Here is a 23,523-nt window from a genome sequence, read left to right as displayed (position 1 = left end):
GTCGCCTCATGACAACTTCTTCCACCACCAAGGCGGTTCTGTTCCACGAGCTCGGAGGGCCCGAGGTCCTCGAGGTCGAGGAGGTGCCGCTGGCGGAGCCCGGCCCCGGCGAGGTCCTCGTCCGCGTCGAGGCGATCGGCCTCAACCGTGCGGAGGCCCTCTTCCGTGCGGGCACGTACTACTACCCGCCGACCCTGCCGGGTTCCCGGCTCGGCTACGAGGCGTCCGGTGTCGTCGAGGCGGTCGGCACGGACGTGACCGAGCACGCCGTCGGCGACGCGGTGACGACCGTCGCCAACTTCGACTTCCGTGACCACGGGGTGTACGGCGAACGGGTCGTCCTGCCCGAGGAGTCCGTCGTCCGCGCGCCCGCCGGCGTGGACGCGGTGACGTCCGCCGCGACGTGGCTCACGTACTCCACGGCGTACGGCGGTCTGATCGAGACCGGCGGCCTGGCCCCGGGCGACCACGTGGTGATCACGGGTGCGTCCAGTGGCGTCGGCACGGCCGCGATCCAGACGGCCCTGCGCGCGGGCGCGGTCCCGATCGCCACCACGCGCGGCGGGGCCAAGCGGCAGCGGCTGCTGGACCTCGGCGCGGCGCACGTCATCACCACGGAGTCCGAGGACCTGGTGCGGGAGGTGCGCCGCGTCACGGGCGGCGTGGGCGCGCGGCTGGCCTTCGACGCGATCGGCGGCCCCGGCTTCGCAGCCCTCGGCGACGCCCTGGCGCCCGGCGGCACGGCGGTCCTCTACGGCACTCTGGACCCGCGCCCCGTACAACTGTCGCTGAACTGGCCCCAGACGGTGCACACCCACGCGAACGGGATCACCTCCCGGGACGCCTCCTACCGGCGGCGGGCTGCGGCCTACATCGGCTCCGGCCTGACGAGCGGCGCGCTGACGCCGGTGATCGCGGAGGTCTTCGACGGGCTGGAGCGGATCGCCGACGCACACCGTCTGATGGAGTCCAACACGCACCTGGGAAAGATCGTGGTGCGGGTCTGACTCATGCGCTCCGACGGGATCACATCGAGTTCCTGGCGGTCACCGACACGTCGAGCACGCACGCGGTCACCTATCTCGTGCCGTGCACCTATCGCGGCGCCCCGCTCGCCGGAGCGGACCACGCCCTCATCGGCACACTGGAGCACGGGGTGCTGGGGAAGCGCTGGGTCTACGACGGCTGCCACGACCCTGTGCTGGTGGCCCAGTTGCTCGCCCTGATCGAGGGCCGGGCCCGGGCCCAGATGCAGAGTGTCGACGACACCCCCGACCCGGACATCACCCGCTCCTGCACCGGCGACGGCCCCGCCGCCGCGGACTTCACGGCCACCGACGACCAGGAGGGCACCGCACTGTCCGTCGGTGGCTGTGAACTCCGCCTGCACCGCGTCCTGGAGCCCGCCACGGGCCTCCTCCTCGAGGGCGCCACCGGCCACGTCGGCGGCCCTTGGCAACTGCCGGACGGCACGCGGGCGAAGGGGCTGTTCGCGGTGCTGCGGGGGGGCGTCCGAGGGCTGAAGGCGCAAGCCCGTGAACCGGGCACACGTCAGCGGGAGTTCCCCGCCCCCTCCGCGAAGCCGTCGAGGCCCGGCCGGAGCAGGGCGAAGGCGCGCCCCACGGCCCCGGTGACGGCGCCGCGGATGCTCTCCTCCGGTTCGCCCGCGACGACCCTGCGGCGGATCTCGGCGGTGACCGCCCGGTGGGCGCCGGCGATGGCACCGGCCAGCACGGCGGGGAGCGGGTCGCCGGGTCCGGCGGCCGACTCCTCGGCCAGCGCCGCGGCGAGGGCGGCCTCGGACCGTTCGGCGATCTCGCGGCCCCGGGCCTGGAGGGCGGGGCTGTCGGCGACCACCCGCCAGAAGGTCCTCGCCTCCGCGCTCAGCGCGAGGGTCGGCTCGTTGCGTTCGAGCCCGGCCAGCAGGTCCGCACAGACCGCTCCGGCGGCGGAGCTGCCGTCCGGGCGGTTGCGGACGACCTCGGCGAGGTGCGCCTCGACCTCCGCCTGCCGGTCGAAGAACAGGTCCTCCTTGGTGGGGAAGTAATTGAAGACGGTGTTGACCGACACCCCTGCGGCGCGGGCCACTTCGGCGACCGCGACCCGGTCGAATCCGCGCTCCACGAAGAGCCCCATGGCCGTGTCGGAGAGGGCGGCCCGGGTCTGCTGCTTCTTGAGTTCACGGAGTCCCATGACCACGATGATAGAGCCCGCACATGATGTCACCCCAAATTTGGTGTGACACCAAAAATATCGGCTAGGGTGCGGCCATGACCTTCACCTTCGGGATCTACCCCGGCGCTCTGCTGGGCAGCGACACCGGTCTCACACACCCCGTGCACCCCGATCAGCCCGAACAGATCACCGCCGCCCTGCGCGAGCTCCAGGGCGGCGCGCGGACCCTCCTGGTCCGCGCCTACCGCCCGTACGCGGCGGGCGCCACCGCGGACACCCCCACCACCCCTGACGACCCGATGCGCTACCTCGGCGAGGGCCGCGAGCTCGACCTGGTGCTCCAGTTCCGCGAGCCGACGGGCGAACTCGACGGCTGGCTGGAGTACATCCGGGCCACGGTACGGACCGACGGCCCGTATTTGGCCTCCTTGCAGATATGCGAGGAGCCGAATCTCGACATGCCCAACCTCGACGGCGGCACACCGAACGTGCTCCAGGCGATCGTCCAGGGCGTGGTCGCGGCCAAGGAGGAGGCGCGCGCCTGCGGCCACGACATCCTGGTCGGCTTCAACGCCGTACCGGACTTCGGCCGCGCCTCCCCGACCTTCTGGCAGGACATCGGCGCACTGGCGGACGAACGCTTCCACCGATCGCTCGACTACGTCGGCCTCGACTTCTTCCCCGACGTCTTCCGCCCCCTCCCGGCGGACCAACTGCCGTCAGCGGTGGCCACGGTGCTCACCCACTTCCGCGACACGAGCCTCCCGCGGGCCGGCATCGGCGCGTCCGTCCCCGTCCACATATCCGAGAACGGCTGGCCCACCGGCCCGACCCGCACGGAACACCGCCAGGCCGAGGTCCTCGAAGAAGTCGTGCGCAAGGTGACCGCCCTCCGCGAATCCCTCAACATCGGCGGCTACTCCTACTTCGACCTGCGCGACGCGAACACATCCGGCACGGACCTCTTCGACGGCTTCGGTCTCCTGCGCGACGACTACTCCCGGAAGGAGGCGTTCGGGGTCTATCGGGGGTTGATCGAGGAGCTGACGGTTTGAGGTGGGGGCGTGCTTTTGGGGTCGCGATCGAGGGTGGGGTTTCAGGGCTCGCCAAGTGAACCGGCAGCACGCCCGTGCGCCCTTGACGCGGCTCGCCCTGTGCGGCGATGGTCGTGCAACAAGCCGCAACTGCCTCGGCAGGAGGAATGGTCATGGCACTACTGTTCTTCGGCAAGGACCCCAACACCAACGGTGATGACTGCCCGACGGTTTGGGTGGATGACGAGGCTCAAGAGTTCGTTTTCCAGGGCTGGAAGGCGGACGCCGCGCTCCTGGCCAAGTGCCTGGAGAGCGGTTCGATTCCCGACACCGAGGCGGTGGTTCGTCTACCGATCCGCATGGTGTCGGCCGTCAGGGAGGCATGTGATGTCGCAGAACGTTCCACCGTTCGCTGAGTTGCTGGCAACTTGCCGGCGATCAGCGGTGCATCTGGAGATGCGAGACGTCTACGGCGTTGACAGCGAGGTGGGTCCGTTCGCGCAGTGGAAAGCGGGAACTTGGACCGCCGAAGCCGACAGAGCCGATCGTTCTCACTGGTTCGGCATCGTCGCCGAAGCAATCGGCCGTGGTGTGGAGATGCGACGGGCACGCATCGTCTCGGAACCCGTGACGGAGTACATCCGATTCGAGCACTCGGGCACCGCGCTGAACGTCGCAGCCGGTGAGCAGGTGCGCTGGCTGCCGCGGCGGAAGGCGTCCGATATCGCCCTCCCCGGCAATGACCTGTGGCTGTTCGACGACCACTTGATCCGCTTCGGCCACTTCACCGGCGACGGTGCTTCCGCCGGGCACGAACTGTGCGATGACCCGGCGGTCATCAAGCTGTGCGCGGCAGCATTCGAGTCCGTCTGGGAGCGGGCCACGCCGCACGAGGAGTTCAAGGTCTGACGCCAAGCATCACCGGACTGCCAGCTCATGCCTGCATATCAGTCGTCCAGCGCCGAAGCCGCACGTAAGGCCGTAGCGGCAAGATTGCGCGAGCTCCGGTTGGACGCCGGCCTCACAGGGCAGGAGCTGGCAGTCCGGTGCGGGTGGAACAAATCGAAGTCGTCCCGCATCGAGAATGCCAGGACCCCGCCGTCCGACGCGGACATCCGCGCATGGTGCGATGCCTGCTACGCGACGGACCAGGCTCACGACATCATCGCCGCGTCACGTACGGCCGACTCCATGTACGTCGAGTGGCGACGGCTCCAGCGGACTGGACTGCGTCGCCTGCAAGAATCCAGGATCCCGCTCTACGAGCGCACCAGGCGCTTCCGGGCATACGCCTCCCATGTCGTACCGGGTCTGTTCCAGACCCCTGCCTACGCCTCCTCTCTGCTGTCGGTCATCGGCCGGTTCCACGGAACCCCGGACGACATCACCGGGGCCGTACAGGCCCGCATGGCACGTGCCCGGGTCCTGCACGCCGCAGACCACCGCTTCGCCCTGCTGGTGGAGGAGTCCGTGCTGCGCCACCGCATCGGGAACGCCGAGACAATGGCCGGGCAGCTCGGGCACCTGCTGTCGGTGATGTCATTGCCTGCCGTATCGCTGGGCATCATCCCGCTCGGCACGGACGAACGGTGCATGTGGACGCTGGAGACGTTCAACATCTTCGATGAACTGCGCGTCCACGTAGAGCTGCTGACCGCGCAGGTGACCGTCACGGCTCCCAGCGAGGTGGCTCTGTACGTGAAGGCATTCGGCGAGCTGAGAAATCTGGCCGTATACGGGGCGGACGCCCGGATGCTGATCACGTCCGCGATCGCCGCCCTGTGAATCGGCGTGCAACTTCGTAGAACTCTGCTGAAGTGAAGCCGACCGAATCCCTAACGTGATGGACGCGCCGAACAGCGGTCCGGCGCAAGCCACATGGGAAGGGGCCATTATGTCCAGGCACGGAGGCAAGCCCGACACCGCCGAGAGCGACGGGCACAAGCCCGACAAGCCGATTCCTCCGGCGGACCCCAAGCGGCCGGAGAACCCGAAGCGATGAGTGACCCCGTATCGCTTGCGGCGCAGTTGACCAGGGCGGGGTTTCTCGACCCGGGGTGGGAGGAGACGCTTCGCACCGTCCGGCGGGAGGACTTCGTTCCGGACCGCGTGTGGGTGCGGGACGGGAACGCCTATCGGCCCGTCCGGCGGGCCGACGCCCCTGACCATTGGCAGACCCTCGTGTACGAGGACACCGCACTCGTCACCCAGGTCGAGGACCCTTCAGCCGAAAACCTCGTGCCGTCCAGTTCGGCGAGCATGCCGCGCGTCGTCGCCCTCATGCTCACCGAACTCCGCGTCCGGGCAGGCATGAAGGTGCTGGAGATCGGCACCGGGACCGGTTACAACGCGGCGCTACTCGCCCACCGTCTCGGCGACCGTAACGTCACCTCTGTAGAGGTCGACCCCGTCACCGCGGGCGGCGCGCGCGACGCGCTCAAGGCAGCCGGTTACACGCCGTCCGTGATCACCGGTGACGGCACGGAGGGGTGGGCGCCCGGCGCACCGTACGACCGTGTCATCGCCACCTGCGCGGTCCACCGTGTGCCGTGGGCATGGGCCGAACAGGCGGCCTCCGGAGGGGAGATCCTCTTCCCCTGGGGCACGGATCTGCACAACGGCGTCCTCGTGCGACTGACCGCGAACGGCTCCACCGCATCCGGCCCCGTCGTCGGCGACAGTGCGTTCATGTGGCTGCGGGCTCAGGCGCCGCGCGTACGGGACGTCATGGCCTGCGTGCACGACCCGGACGACGGTGTGGAGACGCGTACGGGTCTGGATCCCCGGCTCGCCCTCGGCGACGACGACGCGGCGTTCGCGGTGGGGGTACGGGTGCCGGGGTGCCGCAGCACCGTCGGTCACGGCCCCGACGGGGAGTGGACGCTGTGGCTGGCCGATGCGGTCGGCGGCTCTTGGGCGTCGGTGGATTACGTCCCGGGCGAGACGGACTTCGCTGTGCGGCAGCGCGGGCCGCGTGCGCTCTGGTCGGAGGTGGAGGAGGCGTACGTGTGGTGGCAAGGGGTGGGGGCGCCGGTGCGTACGCGATACGGGCTGTCTGTGACGCCTGCGGGACAGAGCGTGTGGCTGGATGAGCCGGGTGTTGTCGTTGGCTGATTCCGCTGGGTGCGCTTTCCGCTGGGTGCGGTTTATTGCCGCCTGCGGGTGCGTTGCCGCCTGCGGTGGAGCGCCCTGCGGGCGCGGCCTCAAGCGCCGGCCGGGCTGGGTTTTGGGTTCTTCGCCGTTGTCACGATGAGGGAGCTTGGGCTTCGGGGTGCGCAATCAGCCCGTCCGGCGTTTGAGGACAGCGCGCGAAGCGTGCTTCGGGGTCCGGGGCACGAGCCCCGGTTTCGGGAAGGGGCGGGATTGGGGAACAAGCCGCCGCGCGGGCCGGGTTCGCTCAGGTCTGCGCGGTCGGCGGCTTCGCCGCCACGAATGAGCCCATGCCCGGAGTGGTGACGATCAGGCCCTCAGCCCGGAGCGCCGCGGTGACCTTGCGCACGGTCACTCGCGCGACCTCGAATTCCTGCTCCAGCCGCGTCTCGGAGATCAGGTGGTTCACCGGGTACTCGCCACTGGCGATGCGCCGGCGGATCACTTCCGCGATCTGCGTCCACTTGGGCTGAGTCGGGTCGTACTCCATCATGCGCGGAACTGTACGTATGAACGCCTAGTCGAACATAGATGCCTACGTGTATATCCGGCTATAGACAGGTGCAGCACTGCGCCGTATTGTGACGCCACAAAAGACCCCCGCGACCGCACGAACGGCCCGGGGGCATGGCCACCAGCACACTCCAGGAGCTGATGACGTGAAGGACTTTATCGCTCGCCTCTTCCACCGGGCGAGGGCACCGTTCAGGCCCCGCACCCTCAACGCACCGCAGCCGCCAGCCGCACCGCAGCCGCCCGCTCCCCCGGGCGCCACCCCCGAGCCGCAATCCACCTGCGGTGTCTACATGTGGGCCACCGCCCACGGGATCGACCTCAAGCCCAGCTCGCCGCTTGCCAATTGCCGCTGTTCGGAGCACATTCGGGAGCCCGCTCCCGAGGTCGGGACCTACGTCGTCGACGTGCGTACCGACCGCATCGGGCGGGTCATGGGCGACGCCGGACCCCATCTTCAGCTGCGGCCGCCCGCGGGTGGCAGGGAGTGGGACGTCGAACCGGGCGACACCCGGCCCGCCACGGACTCCGAGCTGCTCAGCGCCAAGGTGAAGGCGGTCAACTCCGACAGGAGACAGGGGAGGTGAGCGCCGGAGCAGCGCGCCCCGCGCGCCCCCCGTGCGCCGGGTGTGCGCGCTAAACCCCCCTTCACGGAGCGCGACCGTCAGATACTCTGAGTGACGACAGCGGATTCGGGAGGGGACGCGGAATGACAGATCTCATGGAGTCCACAGAGGCACCGGCCGCGGAGGTGTACGAGCCTCCGGCGCTCGTGGAGGTCGGGGACTTCGGCAGGCTCACACTCGGCTGGATCGAGGGGAACGTGCTGGAGGAAGGCGGCGAAGGCCAGCTCTGGCACTGGCAGTAGCGCCGGCCGTGCCGAGTGAGGAGTGGTTCGCCGTCCTGCCCGACGGCCCGGCGGCCATGGCCGCGGTGTGCACGCTGCGGCCACGGGCCGACCGGATCGTCGCCCACGGTTCGGGGAGGCCGTGGCTGCTGGGCCGGTGGGCGGATGATCAGGTGACGGTCGCGCGTACGCGCAAGGCGAGGGTCGCGGTGATCGGGCGCTGCGCGGTCACGGCTGCCGAACTCACGGCGCTGCTCGGACAGGTGGACGACCTGGCGCAGATCGAGCGGGTCGCCCGGCCACTGGCGGGCAGCTTCCACCTGATCGCATCGGTGGGCGGCAGGGTGCGGGTGCGGGGAAGCGCCTCGGGCGTCCGCAGGGTCTTCCACGCGCTGGTGGACGGGACGACGGTCGCGTCGGGCCGCTGCGATGTGCTGGCCGCGGCGATCGGCGCGCCGGTGGACGAAGAGGTGCTGGTGACGCGGCTGCTGGCCGCCGGGGCCGTGCACCCCGTGGAGGAGAGGAGCACATGGCGGGGCGTCACGGCGGTGCCGCCCGACCACTGCCTGGTCGTCGAGCCCGACGGCCGGTCCGGCCTGCGGCGCTGGTGGACCGCGCCCGAACCGGCGCTGCCCCTGGCCGAGGGGGCGGAGGCGCTGCGGCAGGCGCTGTCGGCGGCGGTGGATTCCTGCACGGCGGGCGGCGGCACGGTCAGCGCGGACCTGTCCGGCGGTCTGGACTCCACCAGTCTGTGCTTCCTGGCGGCGCACGGTCCGGCCCGGCTGGTGACCACGCACCGGCAAGGTGCCGACCCGGTCAACAGCGACACGGTCTGGGCGGAGCGGGCCCGGGCGGCGCTCCCTGAGGCGGAGCACCATTCGGTGGGGCAGGAAGAGACCCCCCTGTGGTTCGCCGGGGTGCACGGCCCGTATCCACCGCTGGAGGAGCCCGGCGCCTGGGTGCGCGACACGGCCCGGCTCGCCGATCTCGCCCGGCGGATGAGCATGGCGGGCTCCCGGCTGCACCTGGCCGGGCACGGCGGGGACGAGCTGTTCTCCGTCACCCCCCGCTATCTCCACGACCTGGTCCGCGAGCATCCGGCGAAGGCACCGGCCCACATCCACAGCCACTGCATCCGCTTCCGGCAGCCACTCCGGCCGTTGCTGCGCGCCCTGGCCGAGCACACCACGTACGCGGACTGGCTGCGCCTCGCGGTCGAGGAGATGGACGCGCTGCCGACCGCGCCCACCGCGCCCTCCATGACCTGGGGACCGGCACTGCGGATGCCGCCCTGGGCGACGCCGGAGGCAGTCCGCACCGCCCGGACCCTGTTCCGCGAGGCGGTCGCCGCCGGGCCCGAACCACTGGCGCCGCACCGGGCACAGCACACCGCCGTGCAGTACGCCCGGACGGCCGGGGCCGCCGTCCGGCGCATCGACCAGGCCACCACCCGGTCCGGCCTGCCGCAGGCGGCGCCCTGCCTGGACGACCCGGTGATGGACGCGGCCCTGTCCGTACGCCTCCACGAGCGCGCCGGCCGCACCGCGTACAAACCACTGCTCACCACCGCGATGGACGGCATGGTCCCGGCGCCCCTGCTGGCCCGCACCACCAAGGGCGACTACAGCACCGACTTCTACATAGCCCTCGCTCGGCACCGCGCCGAGCTGCTGGAGCTCTTCGACGGCTCGCTGCTGGCCGGCATGGGGCTCATCGACGCCTCCGTGCTGCGCGCCGCGCTGCTCGTCCCGCACCCCACGCCGCACATCGTCACGCACCTGTCCCAGACGCTCGCCTGCGAGACCTGGCTGCGCTCCCTGAACCGCCCCGCCCACCGGCCCACCTCCACCCCGACCGGGAGAGCACGATGACCGTCAGCCTGCGCGACACCATCAGCACCGCACCCGTCGACGACGGCATGATCCTGCTCGACGAGCGCACCGGCCGCTACTGGCAGCTCAACGCCACCGGCACGCTCGTGCTCAACGCGCTCCTCCAGGGCGCCACCACCGCCGAGGCCGCCCGCGGCCTGAGGGAGCATCACCCGAGCCTGCCGGCCGGGCAGGCGGAGGAGGATGTGTCGGCCCTGGTCACCTCGCTGCGCAGCGCACGCCTGGTGACGCCGTGAGCGCGCCGGGCGCCACGCCCACGCCCTGGCCGCAGCGGCGCTCGGCCGTGCGGGCGGCGGTCGCCGGGGCCCGGCTGCTCGCCGCCCTGCCGCCGGGGCGCATCCGCCGGGTGCTGGGCCGCTTCCGGCCCGGGGCCGCCCCGGCCACGGCCGAACAGGTGCTGGCCGCCCGGGAGGCGGTGGTCGCGGCGAGCGAGCGGTGTGCGGTGGAGGCGGGATGTCTGCAGCGGTCGCTGGCGGTCGTGCTGCTGTGCCGGCTGGACGGCTTGGGGGTGGTGTGGTGCGCGGGGGTCCGGAGCCGTCCGTTCCGGGCGCATGCGTGGGTGGAGGCCGGTGGGTCGCCTGTGGGTGAGCCGTACCCCGCGGGGTACTTCTCGCCGATCGTGACCGTGCCGGTGGGGGTATCCTCCCCGGCGCCCCCGGTGGTCGCGGGTTACCGCGGCACCAGCAGCAGCTCGTCCGCGTAGCACCACGCCCAGTCCTCGCCCGGTTCGAAGGAGCGGGCGAGGTCGTGGCCCGATTCCGCGTGCGCGTGGGCGCTCGCGTGGCGGTTCGGGGAGCTGTCGCAGCAGCCGATGTGGCCGCAGACCAGGCACTCGCGCAGGTGCAGCCAGGTGCTGCCGATGCGCAGGCAGTCCTCGCAGCCTTCCGTCGTGCTGGGGGTGACGTCCCGGACCTCGTCCAGGTGGGCGCAGTCGCGCCGGGTGGGGCGGCCTTCGACGTCGGCGGCGACCTGCCAGGTGGGTTCGCTCATGCTTCCAACATAGAGCGGCGTTGTCAGACCCTCCTGGCAAACTCGCGAGTGCGAGGCCGATGGTGGCGGAGACGGATCACGGGGGTGTTCGTGTCCGCCACCGCCGGCCCCGGGCTCCGCCCCGGACCCCCGCTCGGGTGCGGCCCGGTGGGCGCTTGTTCCCCAGCCCCGCCCCTTCCCGGCTGCATCCGATATGCGGCTCCGCCGCGTGAGGGGCTCTGCCCCAGACCCCGAAGCACGCTTCGCGCGTTGTCCTCAATCTCCCCCAGCTACCTCCCCCAGACTCCGTCCGGGGGTGCCCCCAGAGGTGCCCCCACGGGCTGATTCAGCCCGTCCGGCGATTGAGGACGCGCCCGCAGGGCGCCCCCGCCGCAGGCGGCAACGGACCCGCAGACAAAGCAATGGCATACGCCAGACGAGTGGAGAGCACTGACGGGCTGTCAACCATGCGGCTCAATCCATCGGGCCCCGTACACATACGCAACGCACGATGGACGCGTGGCCACCGCTTCCCCACCCGTTCTCGGGAAGGATCCCGTCTTGACCCCTCACAGCCTTGAGCAGCTGCGCCGTTGCACCGTCGCCGTCGACCTCGGGGCCGCTCGCACCCGGGTCTACGTCCGGGACACCGGACTGATCGTGGACGAGCCGAGCATCGCCGCCGTGAACACCCGCACGGGTTCCCTGATCGCGGTCGGTGCCATGGCCGAGGGCATGGCGGGGCGCACGCCCCAGCACATCCGCGTCGTGCGGCCCATCTCCGGCGGCACGGTCGTGGACATCGACATGGCGCAGCGCATGCTCCGCTTCCTCGTCAGCGACAAGATCCGCCGGGCCTGGCGGCGCAAGCCGCTGCTGCGCGCGGCCGTGTGTCTGCCGCACGACGCCGAGCCGCTCGCGCAGCGGGCCGCGACCGAGACGCTCACGGGCCTGGGCGCGCGCCGCGTCGAGCTGGTGGACACGCTCATCGCCGCCGCCGTCGGGTGCGGGCTGCCCGTCGAGCAGCCCGAGGCAACGATGATCGTGGTCGCCGGGGCGGCGTCGACGCAGGTCGCCGTCCTCTCCCTGGGCGCGATCGTGGCGGCGGAGAAGGTGCAGGTGGGCGGCGATGCCATCGACTACGCCGTGGTCCAGCACCTGCGCAGCAGGCATGAGCTGATGCTGCCCACCCAGGGGCTGGCGCCGCTCCAGCGGGCGCTGTGCGCGGACCCCATGGAGGAGGGCGCGGAGGTGCGCGGCCGCGACGTGGCCACGGGCCTGTCCCGTACGGTCATGGTGAGCACCGAGCACGTCCGCGAGGCGATCCACACCCCGTTGACCGGCGTGCTCGACGCCATCGGGCGCGTCCTGCGCGCCTGCCCGCCGGACCTCGTCGCCGACCTCGTGGAGCGCGGCGTGATGCTCGCCGGTGGCAGCGCGGTGCTGCCGGGGCTGGACCGGATGATCGCCGACGCCACGGGGATGACCGTGCGGATCGCCGAACACCCCGACACATGCGCGGTGATGGGGCTCGGCGCGATGCTGGAGGGCCGGGTGCGGCCGCTGCACCTCGATCCGCTCGCCACCTGACCCCGGCCCCCGGACCCTGCCCGCCCCCTTGGGAACTTCTTTACCTTTGGGTCCGTTCCTTCTGTGCACCCCTGATTTTTACGAGGAGAGACACAGATGGCGCTCTGGGACCGGTTCAAGGACTCCGCCGCGACGATGCAGGGTCAGCTCGTGGCGAAGAAGAACGAGCTCAAGAGCGGGGCGTTCCGCGACGCGAGCATGGCGATGTGCGCGCTGGTGGCCGCGGCCGACGGCTCGATCGACGCCTCCGAGCGGCAGCGCGTGGCCTCGCTGATCGCCACCAACGACGTCCTCCAGAACTTCCCGGCCGACGACCTCCAGGCCCGCTTCAACGACTACTGCCAGAAGCTGACGGCCGACTTCGACTTCGGCAAGGTCAGCATCCTGCAGACCATCGGCAAGGTGCAGAAGAAGCCGACGGAGGCGCGGGCGGTCATCCAGATCGGCATCGTCATCGGCGGCGCGGACGGCGACTTCGACAAGGACGAGCAGGCCGTGGTCCGCGAGGCGTGCTTCGCGCTGGGCATCAACCCGGCGGAGTTCGACCTCTAGTCCGATTCCGGAAGGTGCGGCACTTCGGTGCCGCACCTTCGACGACTGCCACAAGCTCGAAAAAACCCTTGACACCCCGTCGCGCGCCTGTTGAGCATGTGCGCATGACGGGGGATTCCAAGAGGTTCGGTTCGTCGTGCCCTGACGCGCGCCGCACCGAGCGGCTCGCACGCAAGATCTCGTACTTCGCCCATACCGGCTCCGCCGCTGCCTCCGGCACCCCGTCGACGCACCGGCAGAGCCATCCACCACGAGCGTGTCCGGCCCTGCTGTGTGCCGACAGCCCCATTCGCCAGGCTCCACCTGCTACCGAACCCGGATAGCGGGACACCTCCCGTGCGCTCGGTGGGCAGGCCGAAGGATCTCGGAAGCCGTACCGGCCGTACCGGCCTTTTCCGAATGGCACACAGTGGCAGAGATATTGCACGTGATGAGCCCGGGACAGATGAGACGGCTCCTGGGTGACTGGCGCTCGCGCGGACCCGCGTACGACGCACTGGCACAACGCGTCCGCATCCTCATCCGTGAGGGGCAGCTGTCACCGGACACCCGAGTACCCCCTGAACGGGCCCTCGCCGAGCAGCTGGGCATCAGCCGCACCACCGTCACCAAGGCCTACGACATGCTGCGCGCCGAGGGCCGGCTCCGCAGCGCCCGTGGTTCCGGCACCGTGATCGCACTGCCGGAACCGGCTGCGGACGGCCCCGAGACCGCCTCGCCCGGACCCGCCGCCGAGTGGTGCAGACCGGCGACGGACTGGGTGGCCGACTTCGCCTCCGACCTCCTGCCCGTACCCGACGAGCGCCTCGGCCAGGCGCTGGGCTCCATCGCCCCGGCCGTGGCCAGGGCCTTCGCCGACCGGAGCCACGAGCCGTACGGCCTGCCGGAGTTACGGCAGGCAGTGGCCGACCGCTACACCGAGCGGGGGCTGCCCACCTCGCCCGCGCAGATCCTGATCACCCAAGGGGTGCGGCACAGCTGGCAGTTGATGCTGCGGCTGAGGGCCAGACCGGCACAGCGCGTCCTGATCGAATCGCCCGCGGCACCCCACGTCATGGACGCCATCTGGCTGCACGGCGCCCGCCCGTGGCCCGTGGGCCTGGGGGCGAACGGCTGGCACATCGAGCTTTTCAGTGCCGCGATGCACCAGGCCAGACCGCAACTGGCGCTGCTCACTCCGGATTTCCAGCACCCGACCGGGCATGTGATGTCGACCGAGGAGCGCCGCCTCCTCGTACGGACCGCGCTGCGCACCGGCACCCTCCTGGTCGCCGACGAGAGCACGGCCGACCTGCGGCTGGACGACGGCGGGATGCCCGAGTCGCTCGCCGCGCACGCCCCCGACGGCACGGTGGCACTGATCGATTCCGTACGGGCGGCGATCGGCGACGGGGTGCGGGTGGGGTGGATCCGTACGGCGGCGTCGACCGTGCACCGGCTCGCGGTGATCAACAGCGGGCTGGGGACGACGGGTTCGGTGCCGGACCAGGTGGTCGCCGCCCGGCTGATGGCGTCGGCGGACGGGCTGCTGACCGAGCGGAGGACCACGCTCCGGGACGGTCGGGCGACGCTCACCTCGGCGCTCCGGCAGCAGCTGCCGGGCTGGCGCTTCGCGATCCCGCGGGGTGGCACCACCCTCTGGGTCGATCTGGGCGCGCCCGTCAGCAGCGCCCTCACAACCGCGGCCGAGCGGCGCCGCGTCCATCTGCTGAGCGGCCCCCGGTTCGGCACCGGCGGCACCTATGACAGCAGGCTGCGGCTGCCGTTCACGCTCGACGGGCACTCCCTGCGGGACGGTGTCCGGCGGCTCGCCCTCGCCTGGGAAGACGTCGTGGAGACCGCGCGGACGGGGGCCGCCGAGCGCCCGGAGGCCATCCGGAGCCCGGCCCTCGCATGACGCAGGCCAAGCCTTGCGAATTGGCTATTTGAAGCGCGCCACCCATGTTTCATACTGGTAAAGGAAATTCTGCACGGCCGGTTCAATAATCCGCCGACGACCCTGGGCCCGGCACTTCTTGCCGCCCGGCGGAATCACCCTCGAAAGGCTGTAGAGAAGCATGCCGAAACTCGATCGTGATCGTCTTGAATCCCTTGCCGCCGAGCTGCTGGAGAAGCAGTTCAAGCGGGTCCCGAAGATGCGCGAGCTGCACCGCGGCGAGTGGATCGACCGGGATTACTACATCCGCCACATCACCGAGACGGTGCTGCGGATCCGCCTGAACAACGAGGTCGACAGCTACGCCCTCTACAAGGTCGGTTCCAAGGACGACCAGTTGGCCGCGAAGCTGGCCCGCTATCTGGCCGAGGAATTCGGGCACGAGAACATGTTCACCCGGGACCTCCAGAAGTTCGGCCTCACCATCGAGGAGCTGGACGCCACCCCGGTGCTCAGCTCGACCGCCAAGCTGATGGGCTATCTGCGGCTGGAGGCGGACCACGACGGCCCGGCCCCCACCACCATCTGGGACTGGTTCGTCGAGTGGTACTCCGACCGCTACAACCCGGTCATCACCGACAAGGCCGCCGAGGAATTCGGCAAGGAGTATGTGCACGGCACGCAGGCGCACATCGCCTTCGACGAGCAGCACGACCACGACGAGCTGATGTTCCGGACCGTGTCCCGCGCGGTGGAGAACTTCAGCACGCCCGAGAAGGCCGAGGTCTACCTCACCACCTTCATCGACCTCATCGGCGACTACTTCGCCGAGCTCTACGAGGTCACCGTGGGCGCGCGGGAGGCCGTGACCGCCTGACGGCGCCCGATTCACCGGCACCGCTGCTCCGACCAGTGAACGCAACGCGGCGGCCCTGATTCACCTTCCGGGCCGCCGCCACCGATGTCCCGGAGAGCCACTGCAATGACCGAACCGCAACCCCGCCCCCGTATCCGCATTCTGGTCGTCGAGCCCATGTCGTCCGGATGCCAATTGCTCGTCGAGGCCCGCGCGCTCGGCTTCGAACTCGTCGTCGCCTCCTACGACCGCGACGACCGGCGCATCGCCGAGCCGCTGCGCGAGCACATCGACGAACTCGTCGTGGTGGACACCAATGACGAGTCGGCGCTGTACGACACGGTGGCGGAGCTGCACCGCGAGCGGCCGTTCGCGGGCCTCGTGCCCGGCTTCGAGTTCTACGTCGGCACGGTCGCCCGGCTCGCGGACCGGCTGGGCCTGCCCGGCCTGCCCGTGGCCGATGTGGAGGCCCTCCGGGACAAGGCGGTGATGCGCGACCGCGCGCGGGCCGCCGGGCTGCGCGTCCCGCGCTACGCCGAGGCGGCCGACGCCGCCGGGCTGGACGCGGCCGCCGCCCGGGTGGGATTCCCCGCCGTGCTCAAACCGACCCGCTCGGCGGGCAGCATCCACGTCACCCGGGTGGAGACGCCGGAGGAGCTGCGCCGGGCGTACGACTGGATACGCACCGACCCGCGCACCGACATGGGCCGCGGCCTCGAAGGGCCCGTGCTCCTGGAGGAGTACGTCGCAGGGCCCGAGGTCAGCGTCGAGGGGTACGTGCTCGACGGCCAGGTCGTCATCGTCTCCGTCACCTCCAAACTGCTGGGCGCCGAGCCGTACTTCGTGGAGCTCGGCATGATCGTCCAGCATGAGCTCGAACCGCCCGTGCGGGCCGCCGTCGAGGCGTACGTCACCGACGTCTGCCGGGCGCTGGGTGTCGCACTGGGCCCCTTCCACTGCGAACTCCGGCTGCCCGACGGCGATCCCGTACTGATCGAGATCGGCGCCCGCCTCGCCGGGCACTGCATCCCCCAGCTCGTGGAGCTCGTCACGGGCGTCTCCCTGGCCCGCGTCATGCTCGCCTCGTACGTCGCGCTCGACCCCGACGAGCTGGGGGTCTTCTCGGCACCGCGGGCGAAGTGCGCGGCGGTGCGCTGCTTCAGCGCGGCCTCGGGGGTGCCGTCCTTCAACGGGCTCGTGGGGCTCGATGAGTTGGCCGCCTCCGATGATGTGCTGGAGGTTTCGCTGTATTACGAGCCGGGGGCGGAGGTTCCGCCCGCGGAGGACTTCCGGTGTCTGCTGGGACATGTCATCTTCCAGGCGGAGTCGTACGCCGGCGCGCTTTCGCGTTGGAACGCGATCGGGGACTCGGTGCGGCTCGCTTGACCGGGGTTTCTTCCCCAATCCCGCCCCTTCCCGAAACTGGGGGTGAACCCCCAGGCCCCGATTGAGGACACGCGGCGCAGCCGCGTTCGGGGGTCTGGGGGCTTGCCCCCAGCAACCCAGCCGCCGAGGACGAACCCTTTGGAACAGACACCCACCGCCGCCCCCGCCGAAGGCAAGGGCATAGGAAGAGACTTCGGCTATCTCTGGTCCGCCAGTCTCATCGCGCCGCTCGGTGACGGTGCCCTCGTCGCCGCGTTGCCGCTGACCGCCAAGAGTCTCACCGACGACCCCCGGCTGATCTCCGGTGTCGCCTTCGCGTCCACGCTGCCCTGGCTGCTGCTGTCGGTGATCGGCGGGGCGCTGGTGGACCGGATGGACCGCCGGCGCCTCATGCTCGGCGCGCAGATCGCGCAGGCGGCACTGGTGGCGGTCATCGCCGTGCTGGTCTCCGGTGAACTCACGCAGATCTGGATGCTGTTCCTGCTGCCCTTCGGGGTGGCCTCCGCCGAGGTGCTGTTCACCACGGCCAGCCAGACGGTCATCGCCGCCGTCGTGCCGGAGCGCCATCTGGAGCGGGCCAACGGCAGGCTCGTGGCGAGCGAGACCGTGGCCCGCGAGTTCGCCGGGCCGCCACTCGGCGCCGCGCTGTTCGCGTTCGCCGCGCCCCTCCCGTTCTGGCTGAACAGCATCACCTTCGCCCTGTCCGTGCTGCTCATCCAGCGCATCCGCACCCCAGCGCGGGAGCCCCGCCCGGCGGGCGGCGAGAAGCTGTCCGCCGAGATCGCGGCGGGGCTGCGCTGGCTGCTGCGCCACCGGCTGCTGCGCACCCTGTCGCTGGTCGCGGGCGCGGCCATGTTCTGCGAGGCCATGGCCCTGTCGACGCTGGTGCTCTTCGCCCACGACGAGCTGCACGTGGGGGACCGCGGCTACGGCGTCCTGCTGGCGGCCATGGCGATCGGCGGGGTCGTCGGCGGGATGGTCGGCGGCCGGGTCGTCGCCCGCTTCGGCCCCCGGTTGACTGCCATCGGGGCGCAGACCGCCTGTTCGCTCATGTGGCTCGCGATCGGCCTGGTGGGCCGCAGCCCCGTCACCGTCGTGGCCCTGTTCACCGTCTTCTCCGTCAGCGTCTCGCTGTGGGTCGTGGTGGTGCAGTCCGTACGGCAGCGGCTGGTCCCCGCCGAGCTGCTCGGCCGGGTCTCGGGCGCCGCCCGCATGCTCACCTGGGGCGCGATGCCGCTCGGCTCGCTCGTCGGCGGCTTCGTCGCCAACTCCTTCGGCCTGGTGTCCCCCTGGCTCGTCGGAGGCACCCTCTCCCTGCTCGTCACCCTGATCGCCCTGCCCGCCCTGATCCGCTGGGACCACTGACCGAACGCCGGACACCACCACTGAGGAACGCCACCGTGAACCATCAGTCATCCGGGCAGGACACTGCCCCGCTGCTCCTCGTCCTCAACCGGTTCGACGACGAGTTCGGCGAGTACCACCGCTTCGTACCGCCCGGCAGCTTCCGCCTCGCCTATCTGGCCACCGCCGACGCGCTCGCGCCCCTCGACCGGGACGGCGCCGCCGAGACCGTCGTCGTCGAGGACATGGCGTACGAGACGCTGCTGCCCGCCGCCCGCCGCGTCGCCCGGGCCCACGGCCCGCTCGCCGGGATCATCGGCCTGTCGGAATTCGACCTGATCACCGCGGCCCGGCTCCGGGAGGCGCTCGGCGCCCCGGGCCGGAAGACGGAGTACGTCCTGCGGTTCCGCGACAAGACGCGGATGAAGCGCTGGATCCGGCTGGCCGGGGTGCGGGCGCCGAAGTACCGGGCGCTGGACGCCGGTTCGCACGCCAAGACCCTCGCCGACGAGCTCGGCCTGCCCCTGATCCTCAAGCCCCGCGACGGCGCCTCCGCCAAGGGCGTGCTGCTGGTGCGCACCGAGAGCGAGCTCCAGGAGGCCCTGGAGGGCGTCGACCGGTACGGCTACGAGGCGGAGGAGTACGTCGAGGGCGCCATCCACCACGTGGACGGCATCCGCCGCGACGGGCGCTTCCACTTCGCCACCGCCTCCGCGTACGTCAACACCTGCCTGGACTTCACCCACGGCCTGCCGCTCGGCTCGGTGCTCCTCGACCCGGGCCCGCGGCGCGACGCCCTGATGTCCTTCGCCGCGGACTGCCTGGACGCCCTGGAGCTGTGGGACGGCCCGTTCCACCTGGAGGTGATCGTCGACTCCGCGGGGGAGCACGTGTTCCTGGAGGTGGGCCTGCGGCCGGGCGGGGCCGGGGTGCCGTTCGTCCACCGCGACATCTTCGGCATCGACCTCTACGGCGAGGCCGTGCGCGCGGCGGTCGGGCTGCCCCCGCTGACATCCCTGGAGGAGCTCACCCACCCCGGGCCCGGAGTCGGCGGCGGCTGGCTGGTCTTCCCCGAGCCGAGGCCGTGGCCGCGGCGCGTCGTCAGCCGCAACTCCCTGGTCGAGGCGATACCCGAGTTCTACGGGGAGGCGCTCCCGGCCCCCGGGCAGGTCTTCGACGGCGAGGGCGGCTACGACCACGCCGGCGGCCGCTTCCTGCTGCGCGGGCCCGACGAGGCGACGGTCCGCCGCGCCGTGCTGGAGGGCATCGCCCGCTACCGGCTGGAGACCACGGCCGCCGCCCCCGCCGCCGCCCGATGAGCGGGCGCACCCTGCGGGTCCGGCTCGGCATGCCGTCCGCGATCGACCCCGGCACCGCCTTCGAACACGACGGTGCGCTGATCGCGGGCGTCATCGCCGACCCCCTCGTCGACTGCGACCCCGCCACCGGCCGGCTCGCCCCCGCCGCCGCGAGCGGCTGGCAGGTGGCGCCGGACGGCCTCTCCGTACGGTTCACGCTGCGCCCCGGCGTGCGCTTCCACCACGGACGCGAGGTGACGGCCGAGGACTACCGCTACGCGCTCTCCCGCGTGGTCGCGCCCGGGACCGGCTCGGAACTGGCCGAGCACCTCGCGGTGGTGGAGGGGTACGACGACGTACGGGCGGGGCGGAGCGCGCGGCTCGGCGGGGTGCGCGTCCTCTGGAAGCTGCTGCTGGAGATCCGGCTGACCGATCCGTTCCACGACATCGCGGCCGTCTTCAGCCACCGGGCGACCGCGCCCGTACCGGAGGAACTGGCAGAGGCGGACCCCGCCGGGTTCGCCCTGCGCCCGGTCAGCAACGGGCCGTACCGCCTCACCGGGCCCTGGCGGCCGGGCGAGGACCTGACCGTCGAGCGGTTCGACGGCTACTACGCCGCCAACGCCGCGCACCCGGCGGGCGGCGCCGGGCAGGCGGCGCGGATCACCTTCTCCACGCACCCGGACCTGGCCGGGGGGCACGAGGCGTTCCTGCGGGGCGAGGTCGACGTGACCGAGGTGCCGCCGACCAGGATCGACGCGGCGGCGCGCGACGGCGGTCCGCGCTTCCGCGTCACGCCCAACCCCATGGTCACCTTCCTCGCCTTCCCGACGGCCGTCGCGCCCTACGACGACCCGGTGGTGCGGCGTGCGGTGGCCATGTGCGTGGACCGCGAGACGATCGGCCGCACGCACTTCGCGGGCACGCGCCCGGTGGCCCACCGGGTCCTGCCGCCGGTCCTGGACCCGTCGGGCCCGGCGCCGGACGTGATTCCCCACGACCCCGCCGGGGCGCGGCGGCTCCTCGCCGAGCGGGGCCTGGCCCCGCCGCCGCGCTTCGTCTTCCGCTATCCCGCGGGCCAGGGGCACGAGGGGTGGGCGGCGGATCTCGCGGCGGGGGTCGGCGCGGGCTTGCGCATCCCGGCGGAGGCGGTGCCGTCCGACCGCTCCTCCTTCCTGTCGGAACTCCCGGTGATGGACGGGCCGTTCCGGCTGAACTGGCAGGTCGACTACCTGTCCGCGGACAACGCGGTGGGGCCGCTGCTGCGTGGGGTGGGGTATCGGGACGCCGCGCTCGACGAGCTGCTGTCGCGGGCGCGGGGGGTTGCGGGGGTGGGGGACCGGCTCTTGGTCTACCGGGAGGTGGAGCGGGTGCTTCTGGGTTCGTTGCCGGTGTTTCCGTTGTGGGAGGGGGCGCTGTATCACTTGGTCGACACGGATCGGGTGTCCGCGCTGGGTCCGTGGCACGATGCGTTCGGGGAGCCGGTGCTCAGGGGGTACGCGCTCTGACGCCCTGCGGGCGGCGGCTTTCTTCCCCGCCCCGCCCCTTCCCGAACTGGGGCTCCGCCCCAGACCCCGAAGCACGCTTCGCGCGCTGTCCTCAAACGCCGGACGGGCTGAATCTCCTCACCCACCTCAAGTCGCCGGAGCCGGCTCCGCCGGAGCCGCACTCTTCGACCACGTCCCCAGTGCGATCTCCGCCGTGATTCCCGGGCCGAAGCCCGCGATGACGCCGCGTGCGCGATGCTCCGCGCCGCCGTCCTGGAAGAGCCGTTCCAGGGCGTCGAAGATGACCGCGCTGGCGATGTTGCCGCGCTCGGTGAGCGTGGCACGGCTGTAGCGGAACATCTCCGAGGGGAGGTTGAGGTATTTGCAGAGGTCGTCCAGGATTCTGGGGCCTCCCGCGTGGACGATGTAGAAGTCGAGGCCGGACATGTCCCAGTCGTACGGCTCGGCCATCGCCCGCATGGCGGGCGCGAGCATGGCCATCGTGCCGGGCACCCGCTTGTCGAGCATGAAGTGGAAGCCGGTGTCGCGGACGCCGTAGGAGATCCAGTCCTCGGTGTCGGGCACCAGGTGGGAGCCGTTGCGCTCCAGCTGGACGCCGACGCCGCCCTCGCCCCGGACGACGGCCGCCGCGAGGGCGTCGCCGAAGAGGCCGTTGGACAGGAGATTGCCGACGCCGAGGTCCGCGGGCTGGTAGCAGAGCGAGCAGAACTCGCAGGAGACGATCAGCACGTTGGACGCCGGATAGGCCATGCAGAAGTCGTGGGCGCGGTTGATGGCCGCTCCCCCGGCGGCGCAGCCGAGCTGGGCGATGGGCAGCTGCCGGGTCTCGGACCGGAAGTCCATGGTGTTGATGATCCAGGCGGTCATCGACGGCATCATGAAGCCGGTGCACGAGACGTAGACGATGAGGTCGATGTCGCGGGTGGTGAGCTCGGCGTGGTCCAGGGCCCGCCGGATCACCTCGGGCACCCTGGCCTTGGCCTCCAGTTCGTAGAGCGCGTTGCGGGCGGTGAAGCCGGGGTGCTTGAGGGTGTCCTCGATGGGCTGCACGAGATGCCGGGTCTGGACGCCGGTGTTGCCGATCAGCCGCAGGGCGAGGCCCAGCTGGGGGTGGCCGGCGTGCAGCGTGCGCGCGAGTTCCAGGGTTTGTTCCCGGGTGATGACGTGCTCGGGGACGGCGATGGACGGCCTGCACAGAGTTGCCATGATCCGCTCCTTACCAGGCGACCGGCAGGGCGAGCGGATAACGCCAGATAGAGACGGTGTTCCACTGCACCTCCTCCGCCGGTACGGCCAGCCGCAGTTCGGGAAAACGGTTGAGCAGGGTGCCGATGGAGACCTGGAGCACCATGCGGGCCATGTGGGAACCCAGGCAGTGGTGGCTGCCGTATCCGAAGGCCATGTGGACCGCGGGGTCCTTGCGCTCGAAGTCCAGCTCGTCGGGGTGTTCGTAGACGAGCTCGTCGCGGTTGGCGGTCAGGTACGACACGTGGACCGTGTCGCCCTCCTTGATGATCACCCCGTCGAGATCGACGTCCTCCAGGGCCACCCGGGGGATGCCCACGCCCTGGCGGAACGGGATGAACCTCAGCAGCTCCTCGACGGCCTGCGGGAACAGCTCGGGCCGCTCCCGCAGCTGGAGCAGGTGCTTGGGGTGGGTGAGCAGGGTGTAGATGATGTTGCTGATGTCGTAGGTGGTGGTGTCGTGGCCGGTGACGACCAGGAGCATGGCGAGCACGGCCAGCTCGTCCTCGTCGAGCATCTCGTCGCCGATCCGGGCGGTGGCGAGTGAACTGATCAGGTCGTCACCGGGGTTGCGCCGGCGCTCCTTGCCGAGCTCCTGGAAATAGGCCCGCAGGCCGGCCTTCGCCTCGGCCGCCGAGGTCCTGTCGGCGGCGGCCATGGACATCATGGCCATCGCCCAGCGGCGCAGCTGCGCCCGGTCCGGCTCGGGGATGTCGAGCAGCTCGCAGATGGTCATCAGCGGGAGCCGGCCCGCGAGGTGGTCGGCGACGTCGGCCGGGGCGCCGTGCTCGACCATGTCGTCCAGCAGGGAGTCGACCGTCTTCTGCGTCCAGGGTCTCAGCTCCTCCACCTGCTTGGTGGTGAAGGCCTTGACGATCAGCTTGCGGACCCGGTTGAGGTCGGGCGGGTCCATCACGTTGATCGCCTCGGACTGGACGATGGGCGCCGGGGTGATCCGCGGGAAGTCCATGCCGACCAGCGCGGCCCGGCTGAACCGCTTGTCCGAAGTGACCGTCTGCACGTGGTCGTAGCTCGTCACAAGCCAGCAGCGGCCCTCGCCGTACGGCATCCGCACCCGGACGACGGGGGCCTCCGTCCGCATCCGGGTCATGAACGGATCGGGCTCCAGGGCCTCGTCATGACGGAAGGGACAGCTTCGCACGGAGTCCGAAGTGGTCATCGCAGCACTCCCATTCGCACAGGGCCCCGCCGATGGCGCGCCAGCCTATTTTCAGACCATGCCGCAATGGCAAGCCCGCCACACACAAGGCCCCGCGATTCACCCGGA

24 protein-coding genes and 1 pseudogene are annotated in these 23,523 nt (G+C 71.2%); 20 read left to right on the top strand and 5 right to left on the bottom strand.

Annotated features, from left to right (window positions below):
• Window positions 1-8 precede the first annotated feature (8 nt).
• Window positions 9-1,007 (top strand): zinc-dependent alcohol dehydrogenase family protein, encoded by a 999-nt coding sequence (locus DXZ73_RS24180; protein WP_116213161.1) that lies wholly within the window; start codon window positions 9-11, stop codon window positions 1,005-1,007.
• Window positions 1,004-1,183: pseudogene (locus DXZ73_RS40635) on the top strand (maltokinase N-terminal cap-like domain-containing protein); the annotation flags it as partial. The gene DXZ73_RS24180 and the pseudogene DXZ73_RS40635, both read left to right, overlap by 4 nt.
• Window positions 1,184-1,551: 368 nt before the next feature.
• On the opposite strand, the gene DXZ73_RS24175 reads toward DXZ73_RS40635, so the two are convergent.
• The gene (locus DXZ73_RS24175; RefSeq protein ID WP_116213160.1) at window positions 1,552-2,193 is read right to left on the bottom strand and encodes a TetR family transcriptional regulator; all 642 of its coding nucleotides are present in this window, start codon (window positions 2,191-2,193) and stop codon (window positions 1,552-1,554) included.
• A 77-nt stretch (window positions 2,194-2,270) separates the two neighbouring features.
• Between DXZ73_RS24175 and DXZ73_RS24170 the strand changes: the two genes are divergently transcribed.
• The 5 genes from DXZ73_RS24170 (at window position 2,271) to DXZ73_RS24150 (ending at window position 6,323) form a co-directional block, all read left to right on the top strand.
• Window positions 2,271-3,230, top strand: a complete 960-nt coding sequence (locus DXZ73_RS24170; RefSeq protein ID WP_116213159.1) for a hypothetical protein — start codon at window positions 2,271-2,273, stop codon at window positions 3,228-3,230.
• A gap of 152 nt (window positions 3,231-3,382) precedes the next feature.
• Window positions 3,383-3,625, top strand: coding sequence for a hypothetical protein (locus tag DXZ73_RS24165; protein WP_116215814.1), 243 nt, complete (start codon window positions 3,383-3,385; stop codon window positions 3,623-3,625).
• Window positions 3,597-4,118, top strand: a complete 522-nt coding sequence (locus DXZ73_RS24160) for a DUF6879 family protein (RefSeq protein ID WP_116213158.1) — start codon at window positions 3,597-3,599, stop codon at window positions 4,116-4,118. The genes DXZ73_RS24165 and DXZ73_RS24160 overlap by 29 nt, the downstream gene beginning before the upstream one ends.
• A 27-nt stretch (window positions 4,119-4,145) precedes the next feature.
• On the top strand, window positions 4,146-4,994 hold the full coding sequence (locus DXZ73_RS24155) for a helix-turn-helix domain-containing protein (protein WP_116213157.1): 849 nt from the start codon (window positions 4,146-4,148) through the stop codon (window positions 4,992-4,994).
• 213 nt (window positions 4,995-5,207) lie between these two features.
• Window positions 5,208-6,323 (top strand): methyltransferase domain-containing protein, encoded by a 1,116-nt coding sequence (locus tag DXZ73_RS24150; protein WP_162890312.1) that lies wholly within the window; start codon window positions 5,208-5,210, stop codon window positions 6,321-6,323.
• A 283-nt stretch (window positions 6,324-6,606) separates the two neighbouring features.
• Here DXZ73_RS24150 and DXZ73_RS24145 read toward each other — a convergent pair whose 3' ends face one another.
• On the bottom strand, window positions 6,607-6,852 hold the full coding sequence (locus DXZ73_RS24145) for a GntR family transcriptional regulator (protein WP_116213155.1): 246 nt from the start codon (window positions 6,850-6,852) through the stop codon (window positions 6,607-6,609).
• Between the two features lie 166 nt (window positions 6,853-7,018).
• Between DXZ73_RS24145 and DXZ73_RS39575 the strand changes: the two genes are divergently transcribed.
• From DXZ73_RS39575 to DXZ73_RS24120, 5 genes are all read left to right on the top strand, one after another.
• The gene (locus tag DXZ73_RS39575; RefSeq protein WP_240351844.1) at window positions 7,019-7,459 is read left to right on the top strand and encodes a hypothetical protein; all 441 of its coding nucleotides are present in this window, start codon (window positions 7,019-7,021) and stop codon (window positions 7,457-7,459) included.
• 122 nt (window positions 7,460-7,581) lie between these two features.
• The gene (locus tag DXZ73_RS24135; RefSeq protein ID WP_205519215.1) at window positions 7,582-7,740 is read left to right on the top strand and encodes a lasso RiPP family leader peptide-containing protein; all 159 of its coding nucleotides are present in this window, start codon (window positions 7,582-7,584) and stop codon (window positions 7,738-7,740) included.
• A gap of 8 nt (window positions 7,741-7,748) precedes the next feature.
• On the top strand, window positions 7,749-9,590 hold the full coding sequence (locus tag DXZ73_RS24130) for an asparagine synthase-related protein (RefSeq protein ID WP_116213153.1): 1,842 nt from the start codon (window positions 7,749-7,751) through the stop codon (window positions 9,588-9,590).
• Window positions 9,587-9,847 (top strand): lasso peptide biosynthesis PqqD family chaperone, encoded by a 261-nt coding sequence (locus DXZ73_RS24125; protein ID WP_116213152.1) that lies wholly within the window; start codon window positions 9,587-9,589, stop codon window positions 9,845-9,847. The genes DXZ73_RS24130 and DXZ73_RS24125 overlap by 4 nt, the downstream gene beginning before the upstream one ends.
• Window positions 9,844-10,314, top strand: a complete 471-nt coding sequence (locus DXZ73_RS24120) for a lasso peptide biosynthesis B2 protein (RefSeq protein ID WP_116213151.1) — start codon at window positions 9,844-9,846, stop codon at window positions 10,312-10,314. The genes DXZ73_RS24125 and DXZ73_RS24120 overlap by 4 nt, the downstream gene beginning before the upstream one ends.
• Here the strand turns inward: DXZ73_RS24120 and DXZ73_RS24115 are convergent.
• The gene (locus tag DXZ73_RS24115; protein ID WP_116213150.1) at window positions 10,281-10,601 is read right to left on the bottom strand and encodes a UBP-type zinc finger domain-containing protein; all 321 of its coding nucleotides are present in this window, start codon (window positions 10,599-10,601) and stop codon (window positions 10,281-10,283) included. The two genes, DXZ73_RS24120 and DXZ73_RS24115, sit on opposite strands and share 34 nt — an antisense overlap.
• Window positions 10,602-11,141: 540 nt before the next feature.
• On the opposite strand from DXZ73_RS24115, the gene DXZ73_RS24110 reads away from it, so the two are divergent.
• From DXZ73_RS24110 to DXZ73_RS24075, 8 genes are all read left to right on the top strand, one after another.
• Window positions 11,142-12,170, top strand: a complete 1,029-nt coding sequence (locus tag DXZ73_RS24110) for a rod shape-determining protein (protein ID WP_116213149.1) — start codon at window positions 11,142-11,144, stop codon at window positions 12,168-12,170.
• A 96-nt stretch (window positions 12,171-12,266) separates the two neighbouring features.
• A complete protein-coding gene (locus DXZ73_RS24105) occupies window positions 12,267-12,722 on the top strand; it encodes a tellurite resistance TerB family protein (protein WP_116213148.1) in 456 nt (151 codons plus the stop codon).
• A gap of 445 nt (window positions 12,723-13,167) precedes the next feature.
• Window positions 13,168-14,619 carry a PLP-dependent aminotransferase family protein gene (locus DXZ73_RS24100; protein WP_162890311.1) on the top strand — a complete coding sequence of 484 codons (1,452 nt, stop codon included), beginning with the start codon at window positions 13,168-13,170 and terminating at the stop codon, window positions 14,617-14,619.
• Between the two features lie 160 nt (window positions 14,620-14,779).
• Window positions 14,780-15,475, top strand: a complete 696-nt coding sequence (locus DXZ73_RS24095; RefSeq protein ID WP_116213146.1) for a hypothetical protein — start codon at window positions 14,780-14,782, stop codon at window positions 15,473-15,475.
• 105 nt (window positions 15,476-15,580) lie between these two features.
• Entirely contained in the window at window positions 15,581-16,840 is a 1,260-nt protein-coding gene (locus tag DXZ73_RS24090; RefSeq protein WP_116213145.1) for an ATP-grasp domain-containing protein, read from the top strand.
• A gap of 138 nt (window positions 16,841-16,978) precedes the next feature.
• Complete coding sequence (locus tag DXZ73_RS24085) at window positions 16,979-18,205, top strand: MFS transporter (RefSeq protein ID WP_162890310.1); 1,227 nt, start codon at window positions 16,979-16,981, stop codon at window positions 18,203-18,205.
• A 35-nt stretch (window positions 18,206-18,240) separates the two neighbouring features.
• Window positions 18,241-19,503, top strand: coding sequence for an ATP-grasp domain-containing protein (locus tag DXZ73_RS40120; RefSeq protein ID WP_116213143.1), 1,263 nt, complete (start codon window positions 18,241-18,243; stop codon window positions 19,501-19,503).
• A complete protein-coding gene (locus DXZ73_RS24075) occupies window positions 19,500-20,990 on the top strand; it encodes an ABC transporter substrate-binding protein (RefSeq protein WP_116213142.1) in 1,491 nt (496 codons plus the stop codon). Before DXZ73_RS40120 ends, DXZ73_RS24075 begins: the two co-directional genes overlap by 4 nt.
• 126 nt (window positions 20,991-21,116) lie before the next feature.
• Here the strand turns inward: DXZ73_RS24075 and DXZ73_RS24070 are convergent, their stop codons facing one another.
• A complete protein-coding gene (locus DXZ73_RS24070) occupies window positions 21,117-22,196 on the bottom strand; it encodes a type III polyketide synthase (RefSeq protein WP_116213141.1) in 1,080 nt (359 codons plus the stop codon).
• A 10-nt stretch (window positions 22,197-22,206) separates the two neighbouring features.
• Window positions 22,207-23,415 (bottom strand): cytochrome P450, encoded by a 1,209-nt coding sequence (locus DXZ73_RS24065; protein WP_116213140.1) that lies wholly within the window; start codon window positions 23,413-23,415, stop codon window positions 22,207-22,209.
• Between the last annotated feature and the right edge of the window lie 108 nt (window positions 23,416-23,523).

The sequence above is a fragment of the Streptoverticillium olivoreticuli subsp. olivoreticuli genome, from assembly GCF_003391135.1.
Lineage (GTDB): Bacteria > Actinomycetota > Actinomycetes > Streptomycetales > Streptomycetaceae > Streptomyces > Streptomyces blastmyceticus.
Note: the sequence above shows the minus strand (reverse complement) of the source record. Positions and strands in the feature narration are given on the sequence as shown.

Excerpts from the sequence above, each read along its gene's own strand:
- DXZ73_RS24065 (WP_116213140.1), bottom strand. The coding sequence starts at position 23,415 with ATGACCACTTCGGACTCCGTGCGAAGCTGTCCCTTCCGTCATGACGAG.
- DXZ73_RS24135 (WP_205519215.1), top strand. The coding sequence starts at position 7,582 with ATGACAGATCTCATGGAGTCCACAGAGGCACCGGCCGCGGAGGTGTAC.
- DXZ73_RS24075 (WP_116213142.1), top strand. The coding sequence starts at position 19,500 with ATGAGCGGGCGCACCCTGCGGGTCCGGCTCGGCATGCCGTCCGCGATC.
- DXZ73_RS24090 (WP_116213145.1), top strand. The coding sequence starts at position 15,581 with ATGACCGAACCGCAACCCCGCCCCCGTATCCGCATTCTGGTCGTCGAG.
- DXZ73_RS24115 (WP_116213150.1), bottom strand. The coding sequence starts at position 10,601 with ATGAGCGAACCCACCTGGCAGGTCGCCGCCGACGTCGAAGGCCGCCCC.
- DXZ73_RS24070 (WP_116213141.1), bottom strand. The coding sequence starts at position 22,196 with ATGGCAACTCTGTGCAGGCCGTCCATCGCCGTCCCCGAGCACGTCATC.
- DXZ73_RS24165 (WP_116215814.1), top strand. The coding sequence starts at position 3,383 with ATGGCACTACTGTTCTTCGGCAAGGACCCCAACACCAACGGTGATGAC.
- DXZ73_RS24170 (WP_116213159.1), top strand. The coding sequence starts at position 2,271 with ATGACCTTCACCTTCGGGATCTACCCCGGCGCTCTGCTGGGCAGCGAC.
- DXZ73_RS24160 (WP_116213158.1), top strand. The coding sequence starts at position 3,597 with ATGTCGCAGAACGTTCCACCGTTCGCTGAGTTGCTGGCAACTTGCCGG.
- DXZ73_RS24100 (WP_162890311.1), top strand. The coding sequence starts at position 13,168 with ATGAGACGGCTCCTGGGTGACTGGCGCTCGCGCGGACCCGCGTACGAC.
- DXZ73_RS24150 (WP_162890312.1), top strand. The coding sequence starts at position 5,208 with ATGAGTGACCCCGTATCGCTTGCGGCGCAGTTGACCAGGGCGGGGTTT.
- DXZ73_RS24180 (WP_116213161.1), top strand. The coding sequence starts at position 9 with ATGACAACTTCTTCCACCACCAAGGCGGTTCTGTTCCACGAGCTCGGA.
- DXZ73_RS24125 (WP_116213152.1), top strand. The coding sequence starts at position 9,587 with ATGACCGTCAGCCTGCGCGACACCATCAGCACCGCACCCGTCGACGAC.
- DXZ73_RS24145 (WP_116213155.1), bottom strand. The coding sequence starts at position 6,852 with ATGATGGAGTACGACCCGACTCAGCCCAAGTGGACGCAGATCGCGGAA.
- DXZ73_RS24155 (WP_116213157.1), top strand. The coding sequence starts at position 4,146 with ATGCCTGCATATCAGTCGTCCAGCGCCGAAGCCGCACGTAAGGCCGTA.
- DXZ73_RS24095 (WP_116213146.1), top strand. The coding sequence starts at position 14,780 with ATGCCGAAACTCGATCGTGATCGTCTTGAATCCCTTGCCGCCGAGCTG.
- DXZ73_RS24175 (WP_116213160.1), bottom strand. The coding sequence starts at position 2,193 with ATGGGACTCCGTGAACTCAAGAAGCAGCAGACCCGGGCCGCCCTCTCC.
- DXZ73_RS24105 (WP_116213148.1), top strand. The coding sequence starts at position 12,267 with ATGGCGCTCTGGGACCGGTTCAAGGACTCCGCCGCGACGATGCAGGGT.